This is a genomic window from Paenibacillus sp. BAC0078 (genome assembly GCF_054483875.1).
In genome coordinates, this window is record NZ_JBTLRW010000025.1 from 21287 (window position 1) to 41931 (window position 20645).

General features: G+C 53.6%; 15 protein-coding genes. All 15 read right to left on the minus strand.

Translation table 11 applies throughout. The features are described from left to right. Positions 1 to 152: 152 nt before the first annotated feature. Positions 153 to 6041, minus strand: a complete 5889-nt coding sequence (locus ACX1DY_RS28215; protein WP_458967448.1) for a tail fiber domain-containing protein — start codon at positions 6039 to 6041, stop codon at positions 153 to 155. A 48-nt stretch (positions 6042 to 6089) separates the two neighbouring features. Then, positions 6090 to 6272, minus strand: coding sequence for a hypothetical protein (locus ACX1DY_RS28220; protein ID WP_458967449.1), 183 nt, complete (start codon positions 6270 to 6272; stop codon positions 6090 to 6092). A gap of 20 nt (positions 6273 to 6292) precedes the next feature. Next, a complete protein-coding gene (locus ACX1DY_RS28225) occupies positions 6293 to 9148 on the minus strand; it encodes a tail fiber domain-containing protein (RefSeq protein WP_458967450.1) in 2856 nt (951 codons plus the stop codon). Between the two features lie 27 nt (positions 9149 to 9175). Beyond that, positions 9176 to 9925 carry a phage tail protein gene (locus ACX1DY_RS28230; RefSeq protein ID WP_458967451.1) on the minus strand — a complete coding sequence of 250 codons (750 nt, stop codon included), beginning with the start codon at positions 9923 to 9925 and terminating at the stop codon, positions 9176 to 9178. Continuing rightward, on the minus strand, positions 9922 to 10794 hold the full coding sequence (locus ACX1DY_RS28235; RefSeq protein ID WP_458967452.1) for a hypothetical protein: 873 nt from the start codon (positions 10792 to 10794) through the stop codon (positions 9922 to 9924). The genes ACX1DY_RS28230 and ACX1DY_RS28235 overlap by 4 nt, the downstream gene beginning before the upstream one ends. Positions 10795 to 11066: 272 nt before the next feature. Continuing rightward, entirely contained in the window at positions 11067 to 14702 is a 3636-nt protein-coding gene (locus ACX1DY_RS28240) for a putative baseplate assembly protein (protein WP_458967453.1), read from the minus strand. Beyond that, positions 14702 to 15097 (minus strand): GPW/gp25 family protein, encoded by a 396-nt coding sequence (locus ACX1DY_RS28245; RefSeq protein ID WP_458967454.1) that lies wholly within the window; start codon positions 15095 to 15097, stop codon positions 14702 to 14704. Before ACX1DY_RS28245 ends, ACX1DY_RS28240 begins: the two co-directional genes overlap by 1 nt. Before the next feature lie 3 nt (positions 15098 to 15100). Then, positions 15101 to 15496, minus strand: coding sequence for a PAAR domain-containing protein (locus ACX1DY_RS28250; RefSeq protein ID WP_458967455.1), 396 nt, complete (start codon positions 15494 to 15496; stop codon positions 15101 to 15103). A 16-nt stretch (positions 15497 to 15512) separates the two neighbouring features. Beyond that, entirely contained in the window at positions 15513 to 16235 is a 723-nt protein-coding gene (locus ACX1DY_RS28255; RefSeq protein ID WP_458967456.1) for a phage baseplate assembly protein V, read from the minus strand. Continuing rightward, positions 16232 to 17275 carry a phage late control D family protein gene (locus tag ACX1DY_RS28260; protein ID WP_458967457.1) on the minus strand — a complete coding sequence of 348 codons (1044 nt, stop codon included), beginning with the start codon at positions 17273 to 17275 and terminating at the stop codon, positions 16232 to 16234. Before ACX1DY_RS28260 ends, ACX1DY_RS28255 begins: the two co-directional genes overlap by 4 nt. 12 nt (positions 17276 to 17287) lie before the next feature. Then, positions 17288 to 17899 carry a CIS tube protein gene (locus ACX1DY_RS28265; RefSeq protein ID WP_019910194.1) on the minus strand — a complete coding sequence of 204 codons (612 nt, stop codon included), beginning with the start codon at positions 17897 to 17899 and terminating at the stop codon, positions 17288 to 17290. Beyond that, the gene (locus tag ACX1DY_RS28270; RefSeq protein ID WP_458967458.1) at positions 17899 to 19479 is read right to left on the minus strand and encodes a hypothetical protein; all 1581 of its coding nucleotides are present in this window, start codon (positions 19477 to 19479) and stop codon (positions 17899 to 17901) included. Before ACX1DY_RS28270 ends, ACX1DY_RS28265 begins: the two co-directional genes overlap by 1 nt. Continuing rightward, complete coding sequence (locus ACX1DY_RS28275) at positions 19479 to 19958, minus strand: phage tail protein (protein ID WP_458967459.1); 480 nt, start codon at positions 19956 to 19958, stop codon at positions 19479 to 19481. The genes ACX1DY_RS28270 and ACX1DY_RS28275 overlap by 1 nt, the downstream gene beginning before the upstream one ends. 9 nt (positions 19959 to 19967) lie before the next feature. Further along, positions 19968 to 20165, minus strand: a complete 198-nt coding sequence (locus ACX1DY_RS28280; protein ID WP_458967481.1) for a DUF6760 family protein — start codon at positions 20163 to 20165, stop codon at positions 19968 to 19970. Beyond that, positions 20150 to 20518: a hypothetical protein gene (locus ACX1DY_RS28285; RefSeq protein WP_019910189.1), complete on the minus strand. Its 369-nt coding sequence runs from the start codon at positions 20516 to 20518 to the stop codon at positions 20150 to 20152. Before ACX1DY_RS28285 ends, ACX1DY_RS28280 begins: the two co-directional genes overlap by 16 nt. Positions 20519 to 20645: the final 127 nt, after the last annotated feature.

Genomic DNA, 20645 nt, shown 5'->3' on the forward strand with positions numbered 1-20645 from the left:
TAATCGAATGACAACCGCTAACTTTGGTTTTGAGCCTTATTTTGCGGCATCTTGATGATCCTGAAGCCGATCTCACTTGATACATTAAAGAAGCCCCCACAGCACTATGGCTGCAGGAGCTTCTAAATCCATCCGTTATGAGTGGCTTCTGGTTATACGCCTGCCAAGGCCGCTACTTGCACCTGTAGCTCGTTAACCTGCTTGCGCATGTTCACAGCTTCTTTTTGCTGCTTCTGTACAACCGTTGTCAGGACGGCGATGATATCCATCAGCACGACAGATTTGTGATCGGAGGTGGCAAAAATGTGTGGCACATCCTCGGCGATGAAGCCGATATTTTGCTGCTTGCCGTTCTCCTCTTTGTAGTTGAAGGTGACCGGCTTCAGCTTGTTCAGCAGCTCGAGAGCTTTTTTAGCAGGAAGGCTGGCGATGTTTTCCTTAAAGGTTCTGGAGGAGGTCTGCGAGAAATTGGTCGCCCGCAGGTTCCCGTTCACATCGAGCTTGTAGCCGTCTGTGGCTGTTTTGCCTATCCCTACATTGCTGCTTGGATCTACCGTTATCGCACCCGTAAGTGTAGTTAGCTCGTCGTGGGTATGATCGCTGTAAGCAAGGCGCTTCATGCCGCCTTCAACACCGACCTGCCATTCACCATCGGTCTCATTCCAAGCAATCTGTGCTTTCTTGTCTTTCCCCCGGTTAACCTCGATGCCCTGGCTAACCGCCAGGCTGCCGCTGATTACAGCGTCCGTCGCAGTCAGCTTGCCGGTTAGCGCCGCATCTTTTGCTGTTAATGCACCGCTGAGCGTTGCATCCTGAACCGTCAATATACCGCTGAGCGTTGCGTCCTTGGTGGTCAGTGTACCGGTTAGTGTTGCATCCTTCGCGGACAGAGCACCGCTCACAGCCGCTTCCGCTACCGTCAGCTTCCCGGAGACCGCCGTATCGCCCTTCACATCCAGCTTGGCCGCTGGCGTTTGGGTTCCGATCCCAATATTGCCGGAGACAGCCTTCAGCACACCAGTCAGGTTCGCCAGGTCCGTAAGCTCCGGATGAGTATGGCCGCTGTAGGAGAGCTGCTTAAGACTTCCGGCAATACCCATCTGCCATTCTTTTACGGCTTCATTCCAGAGAATCTGCGCCTTGGCGTCAGCGCCTCTAGCCACTTCAATCCCTTGACCAAGTGTAAGATTTCCGCTGACAGCAGCGTCCTTGGCGGTCAGCTTGCCGCTCACCGTAGCATCCTTGGCAGTAAAGACTCCGCTGACATTGGCATCCTTCGCAGTTAACGTACCACTGACAGTCGCATCCTTAAGCGTAGCCGTTCCGGTTAATGACGCATCCTTTGCGGTTAACGTGCCGCTAACGGCGGCTTCGGTGACGGTCAGTTTGCCGTTGATGGCCGCATTTCCGGTCACATCGAGCTTGGCTGTTGGTGTTGCAGTGCCAATTCCGAGATTGCCGGAGACGATCTTCAGCACAGCAGTCAGATCGGCAAGCTCCTGATGGGTATGTCCTTGATAAGACAACTGCTTAAGACTTCCGGCAATGCCAACCTGCCACTCATCAATCGTTTCATTCCAGAGGATTTGCGCTTTCGGATCTGCGCCTCTGCTTGTCTCAATACCCTGGCTAACCGCAAGACTGCCTGTGAACACGCCATCCTTCGCCGTCAGCTTATTGCTGATTCCAGCATCCTTGGCGGTCAACGTGTCTGCGATTTCCGCCCCGGCCGCATTCAGCTTGCCGGTGAGCTGCGCATCAACTGCTGTCAGCTTGCCCGAGACAGCCACATTCCCGTTCACGTCCAGCTTGGCTGTCGGCTTAGCCGTACCGATTCCGATATTCCCGGAATCCACGGTCATTGCACCGGACAATCCGGCAAACTCCGGATGGGTATGCCCTTTGAACTCAATTGCCTTCAGCGTATTTGCGGCTCCGGCCAGCCATTCGTCGGCAGTTTCATCCCATATCAGCTGCGCCGGCTGAGCGGTTCCGCCACGGAACACCTCAAGCCCTGCATTTTTCACAAGCGGAGTGTCGCGCGGTTCATACTTGTTGACTCTTATAATATTGTCTTCAACTTCCAAAGTGGCGGCGTTGATCGTTACTACATCACCGTTAACAGTTAAATTTCCTGCTACCGTCAAATCCTTGGAGAATGTAGCATTTTCAGCACTCAGGTTGCCTTTAACTGCTGTATTGCCTTGCACCTCGAGCTTCGAATTAGGATTAGCAGGAATGGTCCCGATCCCTACATTTCCGGTCTTGGTTACACTGAATGCAGTGCTGTCGCCAGCGATTCTGACATCCAAAAGCGCAAGCGGAGTCGTAGTCCCGATACCGACTTTTCCTTCTTTATCGGAATACATCGCAATCGTATCTCCAAGCTCGTTATACAGCTTGTTCTGTCCGCCCTTGCCTGTGCCGAACTCATATTTTGTCTTCCCATCTCCATAGAACCAGGCCTTCTGTTCGTTGTTCCATTCAATCCGCGCATTAGGCAAGGCCGCACCGCTGCTGTCCAGGCCGCGCGGTGCTTCAATACCGCCAGCGACTAGGCTTCCCTCCACCACCATATTGTGGCTTACGGCAACGTCCACCGCGCTAACTCCCTTGTTAAAGGTAGTATCACCTTCAAAAACCGCTTCCTTATGTGCAGTCACCTTGCCCGAAAAGGAAGCCGCTCCGGCGATTTCCGCTTCTGTCCGGAAGATAGCCTTGCCGGCCACATCCAGCACTTCGGTCGGATTATCGGTGCCCACACCCATCTTTCCACTGCGCGTCAGACTGAGGACGGTTTTACCCGCTGTCCCCAGCTTCCAGCGGTCCTTCGCCCACTTGATCTGGGCGCTGGTCTCCGTTCCTTGGGGAACCTCAAGCCCATCTCCAACGCTCACTGTTCCGGCAATTGCGGCGCTGGCTGCGGTGACAGCACCAAGAATATTGGCGCTAGCGGCTTCCAGGCTGCCGGAGGCACTGACATTGCCAGCCTTATCGACAGTCAATGCTTTCTCACCGGAGGTCCCGATCTTCCACAGGTCCTTGTCCTCATCCCAGGCTATTTGAGCTGCGGGCTGGCCGGTTCCGCGGAAGATCTCCATTCCACCGCCGGAGATTGAAGACACAGCATCGTCATTTTTGTTGAGCGTAATCAGCGGGCTGCCGATCTCCAGCTCATCTGTATTGATGCTGGCCGATGCGCCTCTGACCTCAAGGTTCCCGGCCACCGTAAGATTGCTGCCGACAGTAAGATCATGATGAACATCCACATCACCGTCCGCGCTGGCGCTGAGTGCGAGAATGTCGGTCTGCGGATTGTACAGCTGGCTGTGGATATGCAGGGAATCTGCACTCGCCTTTTGCGTCAGCTTATCCCAGGAGCTGCCGCTTGCGATATTTTCCAGCGCGCTGCCGGTGCCAACCTTCCATTTCCGCTCGCTTTCACTCCAGATGATTTTTGCAGCAGGCTGCGATTCGCCGCGGTATACCTCAAGCCCGCTTTCATTCACTGGAGGAGTTTCACCTTCGAATTTGTTAATCTTGATCATATTATCGGTAATGACAAGATCCTTCTTCTCGACGGTTGTGGTCGTACCCTTGACGATGAGGTTGCCGGCCACGGTCACCAAGCCATCCACCGCCAGCCCTCCGGTAATATCCGCGCCATTGTTCACGCTGAGCGTTCCCTTTACTTCAGCGTCATTCGTGATCTCTATATTTCCCTCGGAGTTCACTGCTAACGCCGTAGCGCCTTTGCTGTCACTGAGCGAGTTATGTCTGTGCAGTCCGTCGGCATCTGAATTTACTCCTCCGGTCAAGGCGTCCCAATTCTTGCCGTATGCAATATTGGACAGCTCGTCTCCCATCCCCAGCTTCCATCTGCCCTCACTCTCGTTCCAGACCAGCTTGGCGCTGGGCTTAGACTTGCCCCGGTATACCTCAATGCTGCTCTGATTCAGGGTCGAGCTGTCTCCTTCAAATTTATTCATCTCGATGCGGTTGCTGACAACCACCAGGTCCTCTTTTTTCACGAATGTAGTTTTACCTTTTACGGTGAGGTTCCCTTCAATGGTTGCAGAACCGCCCACATTCAGATCGGCCTTCAGATCAGCATTGCCTTTACCGAGCAGCGTTCCGCTTATCTCCGCATTTCCGGAAGCCGACAGCTTGCCCTGATCATCTACGGATACTACGGTTCCTCCTGATGAGGTGCTCAGCGTACTGTGCTTGTGGGCTTTGTCAGCCACTGAGCCGTTCGTCAGGGAGTCCCACTTGTTGCCATACGGAATGTCGGAGAGGCTGCCTTCAATGCCGATTTTCCACTTGCGGTCTGTCTCATTCCATTCCATCCGGGCACTCGGATTCTGGCTTCCCCGGTAGACGCCCAGACCACCCTTGCTGTCCAGCGTGTTATTGCCGTTCTTGTTCACCGTAATGAAGCTGTCCGCCACTTCCTGCTCAACCTTCTTGATGACAACCTCTTCTTCTCTAACGATCAGCTTGTTCACCGTAAGCGTCTCGCCAACCATAAGCTCATGCGGAATGTTAACGTTCCCGTCCGCACCGATCTCCAGCGCCAGCAGACTTTTATCCTCATTATGGAATTGTCTGTGGGTATGCAGGGCATCCGCATTGCTGCTTCCGCCGGTCAGCTCTTCCCACTGCTTCCCGTCAGGAATATTGGTCATATCGCCGTTCACCGTACCGATCTGCCACGATTTCTCCTGTTCATTCCAGGCAATCTTGGCGTTCGGCAGCGTTTCTCCACGGGATACCTCCAGTCCCCCGCCCTTCGATACGAGCCCCCCGTTCACGGTTAAGGTGTTCTCAATGACAATATTCCCGTTCGGGTCGCTGCGAAGCACTGGATTTCCGGCTGCCGAATGAAGCTGGCTATGGGTGTGCAGGCTGTCCGCATTGGCCCCGCCATGCAGCTTCTCCCAGTCAGCGCCGTAAGCTACCTTATACATTCCGCTGTCCGGTTGACCTTCCTTCTGATCCGTTCCGATCTTCCAGGCTTTGTCTTTTTCATCCCACACCAGCTTGGCGTTTGGCTGATCCTCGCGGTTGATCTCGATGCCGCTGCTGGAATTCTTATTGGCATTTTTGTTGAGTGTGACCATATTCCCGCCAATGACCACCTGCGGAACATCCAGCGTCGCCATTCCCCCGCTGACATCAAGCCCGCCTTTTGCCGAGAACGGACCTGCCACACTGGCAGAACCGGACATGTCCACATCCCCGGAAGCGTTAACCTTGAGCGCCTGCTCACTGCCGGCTTTAACCGTAAGCTCGCCGTTAACTTCAACTGCTCCATAGGTGTCGATTGCACCGGATTTAATTTTCCCCGTGAACTCTGTCAGAGAGGCATGAACATTGAGGTTGTTCCCCTCTTTACCCTTCTCATCCACAGAGATGTCGAAAAAGGGCAGAGCAGGGTCTTCTTTTGAACCAATGATTATTTTCTTGGCCTTCAGCGTAGTTCCGCCTACCGCTCTGATCCTCAGGGGTTTTCCATCCACATCCGTATCATAAATCTGGTCGATGCCCAAGGTTCCGTCCTGGTTATGCTTCATGGTCACGCGGGCCAGCAGAATATCCTTCTGGACATCCGTAGGCTTCTTGGAGCTGGCTTTGAGCTCTGAAATCTCCCACACATGAATTTCCTTGCCCCCGCCTTTGATGAGGTCCTTATCCGCCAGCTCTTCCTTGTAGTTCACTGAAATATAGATTTGATCTGAGGTGCTGTAGCCCGATAAATCGAGCACCCTCGCAGGATGAGTATCACTGATTATAATTTCCTGGCTGATTTCTTCATTGTTGTCCGGGTCAATGACTCTGTTCAAGGCGAAGCCCGGCGTAATCTCTACTTTGGTCAGCTCTTTCTGCTCAACTTCGAGGCCTGTGATAACTCCCCAATCATGAAAATAACGGTTGTGAAGGCGCTGTAAACGCTTGTGATGGTTCTGATCCAGCGTCAAATCATCTTCCTTCAGCAAAAGCCCGTTGAAATAATGCATGCGTTTCATGTCCTTTGGCACAATCCCACTCCTCCCGGCTTTTCAAATATGCGGCTATACGGCGTTTGTTCAGGCCTGGGCAGACTCTTCTTCCCCGGCAACTAATTCCTCGAGTGCTTGAATCGCACCACTGATGCGCATAATGGTGTAACCCAGATTGCTGCGTTTTTCATCCAGCTCCTGCATCATCCGCTGCCCGGATTCGAGTTCTGCCTTCAGTTCATTAATACGTGCTACTACTTGTTCTTTCATATCGTTCATCCTCCAATGGTTTAGGCACCCTGCAGGGTGGCAATTTGTTTTTGCATTCTTGTGATTGCTTTTTGCTGGTCCTTCACGACACTGGTCAGTACCGCGATGATATCCATTCCGCTAACCGCCCGTTGATCGGCATCCGCCAGAACTGCTGGAACCTCTTCCGCTATAAAACCAAGTGTTCTTTCCTTCGTGCCGCCTTTGTATTTAAAAGAAACCGGGTTCAGCCCATCCAGCAGCTGCTTCGCTTCCTTGACCGGAAGATCGGCGATATTGTCCTTCAGCTCACGTGAAGACCACCAGTACATGCTGCCGTTGGCGTATACGCCGCCGCTGGCGTGAAGATAGATGCGGTCCCCGGCGTCATTGGATACACCGATATCCAGCACGCAGTTTTCCCCGCCGGACGGATAGTACTTGATCCATGCCGAGTCGCCGCTGCCGCCGCCGGGATCGGAAGGGAAAACAATGCCGTTGTTGCCGCTGCCTGCGCTTGGAATAATGGCGTTTTTCACTTCAAGACTGCTGTGTACGGAGGCATACGACCAATCGTTGCCGTAATTCAGCACCAGATTGCTTCCATTATCGACCAAGGCTCTGCCAGGGGAGCCCCGGCGCGCGGAGTAACCCATGCAGAAATCGGCACAGCCTACGGTAGCGGTGAAGTAATTCCCTACATTCAGCCTGTTGAACTGTCCGTCGAAGGTGAGCACATCGGTCTTGATCTTGCCGTTAATCACCAAATCCCCTGTAATCTGAGCGTTGCCGTTCACCTGCAGGAAGCCGTTCACATCCAGACGGTCCCAGATCGAAACCTTCCGGCCTTGTCCGCCCGAGGAGTTGCCGACGATCATTAAGGTTTTGTAATTGGTGGTGTCGTTACTGATTTCAGCGCGGTTATTGGCCTGGTCAGGGAAGCCCGTCCAGCCGGAGGTGAAACGGATCGGATTCATCTTATCCCCGGTCAACAAACGCATGCCACCGGCAACATCCAGCTTGTCCGCCGGATTAAGCGTACTGATACCCACATTGCCTGAAGCATTCAGGGAAATGTGATCATTGCCATCGTTGGAGGTGCCGATTTCCAGCGTGCAATCTTCTCCGATGCGCGGATAATATTTGATCCACGCCAGGTCATAGCCGCCGCCGCCCGGATTGGCCGGGAAGATAATGCCGTTATGCTCTCCGTTGCCCGCGCTTGGAATGATCTCCTGTGACGCTTGCATTTTGCCGTTCACATACAGGAACCCGTTCACATCCAGGCGGTCCCAGATTGCGACCTTTCTTCCCTGCCCGGCTGACTGGTTGCCGACAATCATCAAAGCTTTGTGATCGGTGATATCATTGCTTATTTCAGCGCCGTTAATTTTATTGTCCGGGAAGCCGGACCATACAGAGGTGAAGCGGATCGGGTTCCTGCCGCTGAGGATGCGCAGGCTGCCATCGACATCTAGCGAATCCTCCAGCGCCTTTTGGGGGCCGATTCCGACATACCCGTTTTTATTCCAGGAGAGAACCGGCTTTTCGGTCCGTGTGCCGTCGGGGTTAGCCGTTCTGGCACCCAGAATACCTCCGGCATTCCCGAACAATACAGGTCCGTCAACCTCAAGTCCGGCAAAAGGCTTGCCTGTTCCGAACCAGCCGAGCCCATGCGAGCCGTCAATCGTATCCTGGTTCGTCGCTTTTAGCCAAAAGGTCTTGTCGTCCTTGAGCGCCAGGTCAGCATCGCTGTACAGCTTGCCTGAACTATTGAAGCCAAGGGACAATCCCCCCTGTGAGGAAAGCTTGCTGTGTCTGTGGAGCAGGTCGGCGAACTCATATTTGATCAGGGCGTCCCACTCATTGCCGTAAGCGATTTTCTTCAGGTCCGTACCCAGCCCCGCCTTGAAGCATTTCTCATTCTCCACCCAGACTATCCGGGCGTCATGCGTGCCCCCGTCTCCGCGGTACACCTCAAGTCCGCCGTCCCGCGGGCCGGGAAATTCATATTTCGGGTCATCATAGTTCGGGCTGTTGACCTCAACGAAGCTGTTCATAATCCGAAGTTCGCTCTGTGACCGATCCTTGCTCTGCAGGAGCAGCTCTCCCTGAATCGTCAAATCACCGCCAACTTTGATGTTTCCTGTAAATTGGGTATCCTTGGAGTTAACCTCCAGCACCGTACCTTCCTGCAGGGTGTATACCGATGGCATGGCGGCCAGGCTTTCTTCATTCAGCTGCATATCCTCGATGCTGTCATCGCTCTTGGCTTTGATGACGAGCTTCTCCGTAACCATCTTCTTGCCTGCTGCCCCGGCGTATACCCGAAGCGGCGTGCGGGCCGCATCGCTGTCATAATCAAAAATACATGTATTGTCGATTATGAGTCCGGCAGCTTCCCTGCGCGGAACAATCCGGGCCAGCACAATATTCTCCGGGCCTGTGGGCTTGGTGGTGCTGTGGCTGATCTTCCCCCGCTCCCAGATATGAATCTCCTGGCCCTGGCCACGTTCAATATTCCGCTCGGCTTCCACTTCCTGATAGCTGACCCAGAGATAAATGCTCTCGTTGGCATTGTACTCGGAGAGATCCACCGGATTGTCCGGGTGTCCCTCATAAATGAGAATCTCCTGGCTGATGCTCTCGTTCTTCTGGGGAGTTGTCCCCTTGATCACCACTTGATTCAGCGCCAGACCTTCCGCAACCTTCACCTTCATTTGTTCCCCTTGAGCAAGCATTGGCAGCACCTTCAGCCCGCAAACAATCCCCCAGGTGTGCAGATAGCGGTTATGCAGCCGCTGCAGGCGGAGATAGAAATCCTGGTCCAGCTTATAGTCCTCCGCGTTCAGGAAGAGACCGTCAAAGTACCGCATTCTTGCAAATTCTTTTCCCATTATTGACTTGCCTCCGTTCTATAATCTCTATTCCTCTGTCATACCCCCGAGCAAGGTTTCCATTCCTAGCGCGCCATAGACCCCAAGGCACATATACGGGACTTCAACATTCAGGCTGGAATTGGTGTAAAAAGGTCTTTCCTTCCGGATAACCTCCTGCAGGATTTGCACTTTGTTCTGCAGAATCGTCCGGCTGTGCGCAGGAAGGACAACATGAACGGAAAAATAGCTCGGCTCCGCTGCCCCCACCATTGTATTGATCCCCACACGCTGTTCATTGCCGCAGCGGACCGGCTCTTCGTAGTCACTGATATGAATCGCTGCTTCTTCACCCGCATAGACCTGCAAATATTCCGCAAGCCCTGCCAGCGTTCCGCGTTTTTTGTACAACTGGACAATGCTGCCGAGCAGATTGCGGTTGACCGTGCTGCGGGCGGCGGACAGCGGAAGAGTCTGCAGGGTGGCAAGCGTTCGCTCCCGGTTATCCTGCTCTCCGTCATACTCCACCCCCTCCGCAAGCTCCAGTCCTACCCAACCCGCCAGCCAGGGCAGAAACTGCGACGGGGCCATAGCCGGGTCAAAATACTGGTGCAGGCTGTCCAGCAGAGCTTCAATGCCCACCGATTCTTCACTGGTTGCCCCAGTTTTACCGGAGAGCATCGCTTCAAACGCCTTCAGGAACCGGCCCAGAAAAAACTTCTCATCGGATTCTCCCGATTTCTGCTGGAACACCCGCGGAAGGTACTGCACATAGCTGTTATCATTCGGACTGCTCATGGTTCCACCTCAACCTTCAGCTCCTGCAGCTTGAATAATTGATAGGGCAGCAGCTCAGGCGACTCAAGCACCACACGGGTGACATGGTCGATTCCGGTCATGCCCTCTACCAGATGGTACAAATCGGAAGCGTACAGCCTTCTCCCCGGAGGCCAGCCCTTGCCTTCCTCTCCCCCGCTAACCGGATCAAGAAACCGGACAATGCTGTCCTTTACAGTGCTGCCAATGCTCTTATCCTTGGCTGCAACCACCATCTCGATCTGGACCTCAAGGTAGTCAGGCTCCACCACATGAACCCGGGTGGTCAGCAGCTTGCGGGCATCCAGATAAGCTTTGACGCTTTGTTTGATCTCTGTTATTTCCCGCAGCAGATCCTTCTGATTGCCCGTTTGCAGAATCAGAATCACGGAGACATGCCCGAAGGCTTCTTTCTTCACTCCGGTGCCGTTCTCCAGATCTGTATTGATCAGACATAATGTGCGGACCGCCAGATCGGGATACTTAACAAGGATTGAGGGAATTTCGAGCAAACCCTGTTCTGCCAGAAGCTGAAAATCCGCTGCGGTTACAGCTCTGTAGCTTTGCGTGAATTGCTGCGCCCCGCGGCGTATCCCGGATGCCAGCTCTTCCCCTTCAGCCAGCGTAATGCCGAGCAGCTTGAGAAATTGAAGCTGGCTCTCCTCGGTCACCTGGTCCATACGGTACAGCACCATTTCACTGAACCAGGCAAACAGCTCCAAAAGTGTGATACCGGGGTCGGAGGGGTTATAGTTCGTCCAATCCGGATCGTAGAGCGGGATCAATGATTTGGCATCGGCGACAAGGGCATCGAATCCAAGGTCATCCAGATTGGGTACAGGAAGCGGCATGCGATTTCCTCCTTTCTGTGATCATAAGTTGAACTTTAGTTATTAATTTTAAGGTCGGTCGTACTGCGGGGAACATTTGGACTTCCGGCCGCTGCCCGTCTACAGATTTCTTGATTTATACCGCTTGTAGCGGATGAAATCCGTAGACTGCCTATGCTTCCGAAGCGAGCTTTCCTGCGGAAAGCTTTCAGGCGGACGCATTCGCTCCTCCAGTTCCAAATTTCCCCTCCGCACTTCACCTTATAGTGAATTTTTTAAGTTCAACTTATGTGTTAATTATTGGCAAAACAATACAGGCAACGGGTTGCCGTTTCCGGTGCTGCGGTCAGCTCGGTCAAATATTTCCGGTCTTCCTTCATGATCGACGCAAGCTTGCAGTCTGTCGTAGTGCCGGTCAGATCGTGAATGCGGTTCGCATTCTTGTCCAATAAATAAGGAAAGACCAGCTCGTCCGGCTTGTTAATGAAATGAGTCCCGCCATAGATTAGCTCATTTGACTCAAGATAAATATTTTCCGCGCTGACTTCATGAATTTTGAGCGGCGTAGTGTTGACATACTCATCGGTCCGGCTTAGGTACACAATGTCCTTTGGCTCAAACACTGCGATTTTTACAAAAAATGAAACCGAACCCGCTGAGACCTCATTTAGAATGTAGGTACGGAGCGTCAAATCCTCGGTAATGTCAAACTCCAAATCGCTGCCTTCGGGATAGCTCCGCTCCAGCGGTTCCTCATCCTTGGTCCGGCATTCCAGAATGTCACCGTCAATGGATACCACTATCAGCTCTACCGGAGTATAGCTTCTGTAGCGGAGCCTGATGAATTCCTTCTCCTTGAAGCCCTTCAGCACCAGTGTCTTCACACTGCTTCCGGCCTCAATTTTTTCCCCAAGGGCATAGAGGATGGAGTTGTCGTCGGATCTGACCGCACTGTATTTCGGATAAGCTGCCAGAGGTTTATAAGGGCCGCTCTCTAAGGGTTCAAGGCTTACAGTAAAGCACTGCACCGAAGCTTTGATGGCAATTCCGGAGACAAAGTCGACACCGAGAGTATTCTTAATCACGGCATAGACCTCGGACACATACAGGTGTTTGCCTAAATCCCAGCCCGTATTTCCGTCGCCTCCATACAGTGGATGAAAGAACTGCTTCAGATTATCAATAATCCGGCCTTCCGCAACCTTCCGCTGATCCACTGAGGTGAAGGTTACATTTGCTTCCACTCCGACGCGGACATAATCCGGGCCCATCACCTGGATTCCCGGCACATTGGTGTCCAGAATCGCTGAGGTCCGTTCGCACAGGTAAGCTTCAATCTCACTGAGCAGCTCCTGGCTGGGAACCGGCTTCGGATCGTTTGTCTCCGGCACGACAATCATCGTGGCTGTACCGGGAACAAATTCCAGGTCGCTGTTCATGGCGCTGAGGCATTTTACTTTGGCAATCTGCGGCATCGCTTCCCGCACCAGCCACTCCATATCCTCGGCGGTTACACCTCTGTCCCAGCTTTTCAGCGTATGCGGGCCGCGAATTTCCGCCTGCTCCGCTTCTTCCTGGTCAAAGCCGCCATCCGCCGCCACCGGATTGGTCACGGAATCCAGCCAACTGAAGCTGTCCCATATCTTCGTAATGGTTCCAGCCGCCACATTCCCCGTGGCTCCGCCCCCATGCTTGTAATCGCACTTGATATTGTCGATTCCGGTCGGCGGGATCATGCCGTTCTTGCCATCCCCGAAAATAATCGTTCCGCTGCTGCGGTCCATCATATAGTGCCTGCTGCCGGATGCCGACATGGAGAAGGCATCGACTTCCTCCCAGCGCACCCATTCTCCTTGCCCCGAGGTCTCACGGATGCTGAGAAGCTGGCCGGGCAATACCGGCGTTTTGGATAACTGGAATGTCTGGTTCTCTTCGCCGTTGCTGGAGCCGGGAATCTCGCCGGCAATCGAATTGGAATTGCGGGCCCACACCGCATTTGCGGAGATCGCATCCACCTGCGGCGGAATTTCAAAATCCCCTTCGTCCAGACGGGCGCGAATCCAGTAATGCTCTGTTCCGAACAGCGGACGCTTCTCGATATCCGCGGGAACGGCAAACTGCAGAATCTCTCTTCTGGTAAAACCTCTGATCTCGTCATTGACACTAAGCGTCATCCACCGTCTGCCCTCCCAATACTCCCAGGCCACGATCGGGTGCCCGAGCTGCTCCCCTGTCAACGGGAAAAAGAGCGACACCGGCAGATTGCTGATATCACGGTCAAAAGCAAGATAAAACGTCGGCTCCACCTCGGCACAAGGATAAAAGGGCTTGAAGTATTGACCCGGCTCCATGCATTCAGCCGTCTTATCCGCAAAGCTGAAATTGTTCTCCGTGAGCACCATTTCAGGGTGCGCCTCCAGCGTATAGCTGTAGGTTATGCTGAGTTTGCGGATCGAGGGCGGCGCGTAGGTCGCTTGCGTCACCTTGAGCTGGGCCACATTGATGCTGGCCTCGCCAAGCTTGACCGCTTCATCCTGGTATTCATATTTCGCATCCTCACCGTAATTCCCGCCGGTGATGCGGACGCGAAGCCAGTGGCGTTCTTCACCGTTAATCGTAAGCGGCCGCATCCCCGGGCACCGGAAGCTGAGGGTCCCGCTTGTGGTTAAGCAGGATACGCGGGCAGCAGCGGCTTCTGAATTCCCAGCATTTCCACTGTTCTCTTCATGCAGGCTGTTAATAGCGAGCCATTCGCTTCCGTTCCAATACTCCCAGCCCAGCTTGACATAGGGGGTATCCGGCAGCTTGCTGATTTCCGGCTCGGACAGCTCAATCTTAAGCGAAATCTCTGAATCCGCCTTGGAAAAAGCCTCATTGCAGGCGATGTAGAACGTGTCATTTACTTTGGGCTTTTCGCCAAAGGGATAATAATCCTTGCCCATTTCCAGCAGCGTTCCATTGTTCACAGCCAAATCGGGCAATAATGGAGCCGGGCTGACCACGCTCAGCTCCATGCGGATGTCCTCGATATCCGGCATCAGGCCAGCTTTGGTGATCGAAGTTTGCAGCTCGGCAAATATCCATTTGTTCGTCCAGGACCGCAGCTCCTCCCCGCGTTCATAACCGGAAATGGCTTTGGAATGAACCCCGGACAGATGATCGAATTGAAAAACAGCCCTCCATGCGGTATCTGCTGTCTCCCGGATATAATCCGGCTTCTGCCGGACGGCGTTCCCCTGATCATCGAAGATGAACCAGTTCATATCCAGCAGCGGGCTGCGCTGTTCGGTGTCCCCTTCCGCCTTCGCGGACGCAGCAGCTTCAGGCTTGTTAAAGTACACCGACAAGCGGCTGCCCGCCTCCTCGAAGCCCAGCAATTGCGAATGGCCCAGATACAGCCTGTGAACCACTGTGGAATCTCCTGTGAACAATTTGGCGTTTTTGCCGGAGCGCTCCTCAGCGAACAGAAAATCCTGATTGCTCCACCGGTCTTCCCCGGGATCAAGACTGACGGCTCTGACGAGACGGGGCTGGATGACCGTCAAATCCTTCTCGGTTTCAAAAATCACCTCGGCTCCGGTCTCCGGCTGTGCCGATACCTTGGTCCCTGCCGGAATCGTGCTGATTTTGTCCGAATCGGGCTTCAGCTTAAACAGCAGGGGGGCTTTGGCGGCTCTCGGGGGTGTAGGATGAATGCCGATCAGATTCAGGAAGGAAATGAAGTTTTTCTCAGGCGCCTTGTTCAAACGGTCAATGACTTTTCCCATCATGCCCGTAAAAATATGGACCAGGGCGTCCACCTTCTTATCCGCTTCCAGCTCCGTCAGATCCGTCCATTCTTTGCTGCAGTATTGATGAATTAAGCGTCTCAGCTCCGGAACCAGCTGCTCCTGATTCCGCTTGTCAATAGTAGGCACAATGTTCGGCATTATTTCCCCACGCTTTCAAGGAAGAATGGATAGACCAGATTGTACTTGCTGTTGCTGGCCCTGATCGAATAGTCGATGGACACTTCCAGCTCCGACAGATCAGAGCGTGGCGTAACTGTAATATCCTCCACTTCAATCCGCGGCTCCCAGTTCAGCAGCGCTTCTTGAATGTAGCTTCTGAGCAATGTGGCGGTACTCATCGTATTTGGCGCAAAGACAAGCTCGTTCAGCCTGCAGCCAAAATCGGGCCTCATTACACGCTCACCCCGGGAGGTGGATAAAATCAGAATGATTGACTCCTTGATGGAGTCTTCTCCATCTGAATTATTGATACTGCCTCTTTGGACAGAGAAGGGAAATTTCCACCCCCGTCCCAAAAAATCAACGACTTCCATAATTCAGCCTCCTATTAAGACCGTCCCCGCCGCAACCACCTTGCCGACAGGCAGGTCAGCCGGATCATTGCAGGTTAGCGCCGGATCGCTGTTTCTGGCGGCCATTTTTCCATTGATTTTTACTGTTGCGCTTCCGGCTATGATTTTCCCCTGATTCTTCGGAGGCTTCTGAAAGGGGCCTCCCTGCGGGACATGGGCCGGTGTATTTGTGGCTGTGGAGTCCACGGTAGCTGCCGGCTGTCCCATAATATTGACATTGCCGCTTAGCGCACCGTCCAGAATCCCCGTAAACGGATGGGGCAAGGGCGTCGGAACGAGGGCGGAACCGGCAGGAAGCATAACGATGTGCGTATCCGTGGCAAGAATACGGTCCCCTTTTTTCGCGGCAGGTTGTCCCATGTGTCAGTTCTCCTCGCTAATTGATATTCACTGTGGCCCCTTTGAGGGTCATGCTGCCCGATGCTTTGACATCCATCCCCGCCGAGGCTTCGATTTTGGTCGCTGCCGATGATTTCATTTCAATATTTTTGGCGGAGAAGGACAGCTTGCCCTTGGGCGCGGAAATGTCGATATCCTGATCTGACAGGATCGACAGCTTATTCGCTTTGATATCTATGACGATTTTGTTTTTGCCTGATTTGTCGGCGATCCTGATCTGCTCTGCACCGCTTTTATCATCGAGCTGGATGACATGCCCTTTGGAGGAGGTGAGCGTTATTTTCTCTTTCCCCCCTGTATCGTCAAATTCCAGCACATGACCGCTGCGCGATTTAATCGTTCGGATGTTGTTCTTGCCGTCTTTGTTCGTTTCGGGAGGGGTATCCTTGCCGTTCCACAAAGAGCCGATTACATAAGGCCGGTTGACATCACCGTTCTCAAAAGCCACCAGCACCTCATCATCCACCTCCGGCAGAAAAAAAGCTCCCCGCTCCTTCCCTGCCATCCAGGAGGCCATCCGCGCCCAATTGGATTCCGGCATGCCCATCAGCGGGATCTTCACCTTCACCCGTCCAGGCCCCGGCTTATCCGCATTGTTAGCAGAATCATTGCTTGTGACAATCCCCACCATGACCCCGTAGATCCGTCCTTCATTAATGATGCTGTCGGTAAAATTTGAAATTCCGGGTCCTTCATTCATAGGCCAGTCCTCTTTACCTTAAATGTCGTTGTGTAGCCTTTGCTGTCTATCTTGTGAACCGTGGAGACAATGTAATAAATGCCGCTGAAGCGGTCGCCGAGTCCCATCAGCTTCACCGTCTGACCGGCTCTAAGCTGCGGATTTCCCCAGCACATGCCTTCCCCGGCGATGAAGTCGCGGAGACGGCTGTTGTACGCGGCGGATGCCAGTGTTTTGGCCTCGCTCATATCCAGCAGATTCTCGGCCATGATGGCAATCGGCGATTCCTCGATGGCTTTCGCGCTCAGCGCGAACCCGGACTCTGTCCCGCCCATCTTGGCCTTCTCATCCCCGGTCTTGGCTTCGGCCTCCAGCTCCTTCTTCTCCTTGACGTCCCAGCCTCTGATCTTCACCTTGCTTCCGCGTGTCAGCGCCCGCAGCTCCAGGTTCAGCCGTTCAAAATCCTTCTTAAAGCTCATCTCAGGCAGCTCAGGAGCTTTCCCGGCCCGCGACTTGACATAATACAGCTTCTTGTCGTCCACATAGAGCTCATAATCCAGCATGGCCGCCCTTTCCAGCAGGAACTCGTAATTGCTCTGATTGTTCTGGAATATGTAGGGATATACGGTCCCCGTATCATCGACCACTGGCGTCAGTCCATGCTCTTTGGCGATTTCCGAAGCGATGTCACTGTCCTTTTTCTTCAAAAAAGCTTTGCTTCTTGTCCCCATGCGGAGCCTGTGAAGCAGGTCATATCCGCGGATCTCCACCACGGAATGCTCGGAGAAATTCAGATCCAGGGAAGTGACCTCCCCGCTGATGAGCGGCTGGGTTTTGTCCAGCCCAAGCGATAGCTTCACTTTATCCCCCGGCTTGATGCTCTTGAGATCAGTTCCCCGCCACATGCCGCTGCCGGAATTGACCATATTCATCTGGATGGAAAATAAAGCCGGCAGATTGATTTCATCCTCCAGCGTGACGCCCTCCACCGCTGCCGTCAGCTCTTGGGAAAGCTTGCTTCCATTCAGCTCAATCTTGTAATTCGCAACGCTGGTGCTCATGTAACCCCCGCCTTAATCCGGGATGACCAAGGTCCTCCCGACATCATTTTTTCCAGGAAAACCGATGGGATTGACGATCTTGTTCAGCTCGGCGATTCTGCGCCACATCAGCGGATCCTTCAGCGCTTCGTTTGCAATCAGATCCAGCCGGTCGCCGCTCTTGACCACCCACAGCTTCCGGCAAGCATTAAGCCCTTGGCTGTCCTCCACCGTCTTGTCCGGCTCATCCGTGATGAACGTTACGTCCAGCAAGGAACGCACAGGTGTCCCGTTCTCCATGAACATCGTGAATTTCTGTTCAATTTTGCTCAGTAGGCCACGGTAGGTGAAGCCGCCCCAGACGAACATGCAGACCGGCGGCTTTTTCGTACTCTTGCCGCTAACCTTGGGATCAAGCAGTGAGGTCAGCAGCTTGGTTTTCTTGCGCACATCCGTGCGTTTTTCATATGTGTCATAGAATAAAGAAACCTTGAATTCAGGCGTTTCGGTAATTTGAAACTGCTTGTTGTTTTTCTCCCCGGTATATTTGCCTTCAAACGAAACGGTGTACTCATTGGGGTTGAACATCACCTCAATGGCTCCGCCGCCCATATCCAGGGGGATAATTTTCGCTTTCTCCGCCATTATCTAAGCCCCCTCCGATCTTTTCGAATGGCTATTCTCTTTTCGAGCACCTGATAGACCCGCTCTGCGAGCTGGTTCAATTCTGCCGCGTCCAGTTTTGTAGCGGGAGCCTTTGCTTGAACGGGAGAATGGGCCGGGGGCTGGACAGCCTGCTCCCGGAGGACATCTTCCGTGTGCGAGTGTTCCGGCGCTGAAGGCACTGCCGTTCTTGGTTCAGGCTTGCGCAGAATCAGGCTGCGCGGCTGGCTAGGGAGCTGAAGGCTATCCGCTTGCTCCGGGGCGGTTGTGATCTGCCGGCCTGACTTCAGAACATTAGCGTACCGCCCGTAAGCTTCCGTCAGCCGGGCAGCGCTGTTCATCATGGCTGGAGTGTGCCGCAAAGCGGCAGCCTGCGGCAATTGTGGCTCCTGCGGTTCTTGCAGTTCTTGCGGCTCTTGTGGAACCGACAACTGCAGAATCATCCGCTCCTTCAACTGCGGGAGCAGTTTGGGCGCTACTACAGTCCCCTGCTGCTGCGCCTCCCTCTGGCTTGGCGTGGCCTCCATATGTTCCAGTGCCGCCTCAATTCTCCGGCCAAGGGCCAGCTTAAGGCTAGGACCTGGCGAAGACTGGAGCCCCGGACTTGGCACGAAGGCTGTTGATGGAGTGCTATGCTGTGTTCCCACAGCGGTCCCGGCAGAGCCTGAGACTGCCTCTTTGGTAATATGCTTCAGTGCCATTAATGGAGGCCCAGTCAGTCCAGCCAGTCCAGCCCTTTCAGCCTTTTCAGACCGTGCAGCTTGCACTTCCTGATTCAGCGCCAGAGGCCGAGCTGTGGAAGAAGCCTTAGGACCATTAATCAGACTGTAGATCCGTAGAGCCTGAAGCTGGCGATAGGCAGTTGGCAAATGCTGCGGAGCGTTGTCAGCAATGGATTCCCGCAGCCGGGGCAGCTTAAACTGCTGTAGCTGAAGTTCGCTCCCTGTTCCGTTAGCCGCTTCTGCCGCTCTATCTGCCAAGGCTGACTTCAGCGGAGGAACAAACCGCCGGAAATCACCGGTCACCTCGGGATTCCTTACGGCCGCCAGATCCTTCAGCGCTTGCGGTTCCCTAAGGCCGGAATGAAGCGGCGGGTAGGAATCGGCCAGCCGATTCTGTCCTGATCTTCTATACTCCCTGACTCTCTCCTCCAGTGCCTCAGCCGGGTGAGGGCTGCTGTAGATCAGTTTGCTGTCTCCCTTATCACCGCCTGCATTCGGCGGAAGGACAGACAAGCTCCCGGTAGAAATTCGGGTAACGATGCTGTCAGGGTTTATTTTCAACATAAGATTTGGTGACTTCTGCAGTGTAAGGGTCTGCATCACCGGATGGTAAATAGAATGATAGATATGCTTTTCTGTGTGAGAGCTAATATTGTTAACAATCACGTCAGAGGGCTTCACAGCAGCCGGCTCTGCCGGCAGCAAAGGGTACCGCAGCAGGATCAAGCTCTGAAATTGCCGCCGCCATCTCGTTAAGCCATACTTCCCTAGGATGCCTTGTACAAAGTCCAGCCTCTTCCGATCCGCCAGTGGAATATGCGCCCGGATGCTCTGTTTCATTATCTGTACCTGTACAGCCCGTTATGGGTTAGAACCAGACTCTCGACAGCAACCGAGCTGCTGCTTGCACTGAAGGCCGGTCCTTCCCACTTAATGGGACAGGCCTCGATAAAGTTCCACCACACCTTGGGCGTGCCGGACTGGTCCAGCAGACAGATGGAGCCGCTGCGCCGCTTGATCACGCCGTTGATCACATTTTGATACCAATTCCAGAGAAAGTCGTCGTTCGTGACTCCGTTCTTCAGCGTCAGGTCAGAAAATTTGGTCTGGCTGAGGAAGACGAACTCCTTATGATTCTCCCCGCCGAAGTTTTTGCGCTCCACCTGCGTCTCAATGCTCAGGCCTGAAACATCGGTAAATCCGCCAACAGAAATCCCGTCAATCTCCACAATAAAATTAAAGGCAAGATAGGGGTCTTCCCTGTATCCGGGAACCCAGTTCCGTTTCGCTCCGATATTCAATATGTTTTGTGCCTTCATGTTATCCTCCTAAGCCTCAAAGAAGTCCTTCTTGTCTTCCCCGCCGCTCAGCTTCTGGTTGATTTTGCTGACTTCCTTGCACCAGCGGCCCCGTTCGGAATGCTCCAGGTTCAGCACCGCTGTATAGTCCCAGTGCAGATAGTAGGTTAGAAAGGCTACCTCCTCATAGAGGCGGTCGAGAGGGTAGCCGACTATTCCCCCAGAGATTCCATTTCAATGTCAAACGGCTGCTCGCATTTAGGGCATTTTGCATGTACCGTATTTGCGCCGTTCTGGTTAATCCGGTTATACATATCCTGCAAATAGGCAAAATCGGAAGTATACAGCTCTTCGATTACCCGCGGTGTAATCATCTTAAGCCCTCCCAGGCCGGTTACGACTCTGGAGAGCAGGATGACGGTCAAGTACGCAGGGTTCTGCTGGACCCGGGAATCCCGGAGCGGCGTAATTTCATCTGCGGCTGTCGCCAGGCGCATCGTACCCTGTTTATGCAGTGTGCCTGCTTCATCCACGTACCCTTTGGGTAGCGTAAAGCTGAATTCAGTCTGCAAAAGTTCCATGATATCCCTCGCTTCTACTCAGATAGTTCTATATAAGTTGAACTTTAGATTTTCATAATGGGGTCTGGTCGTAACTGCGGGGAATGTTTGGACTTCCGGCCGCTGTTGTCTTCAAATTTCTTGATTC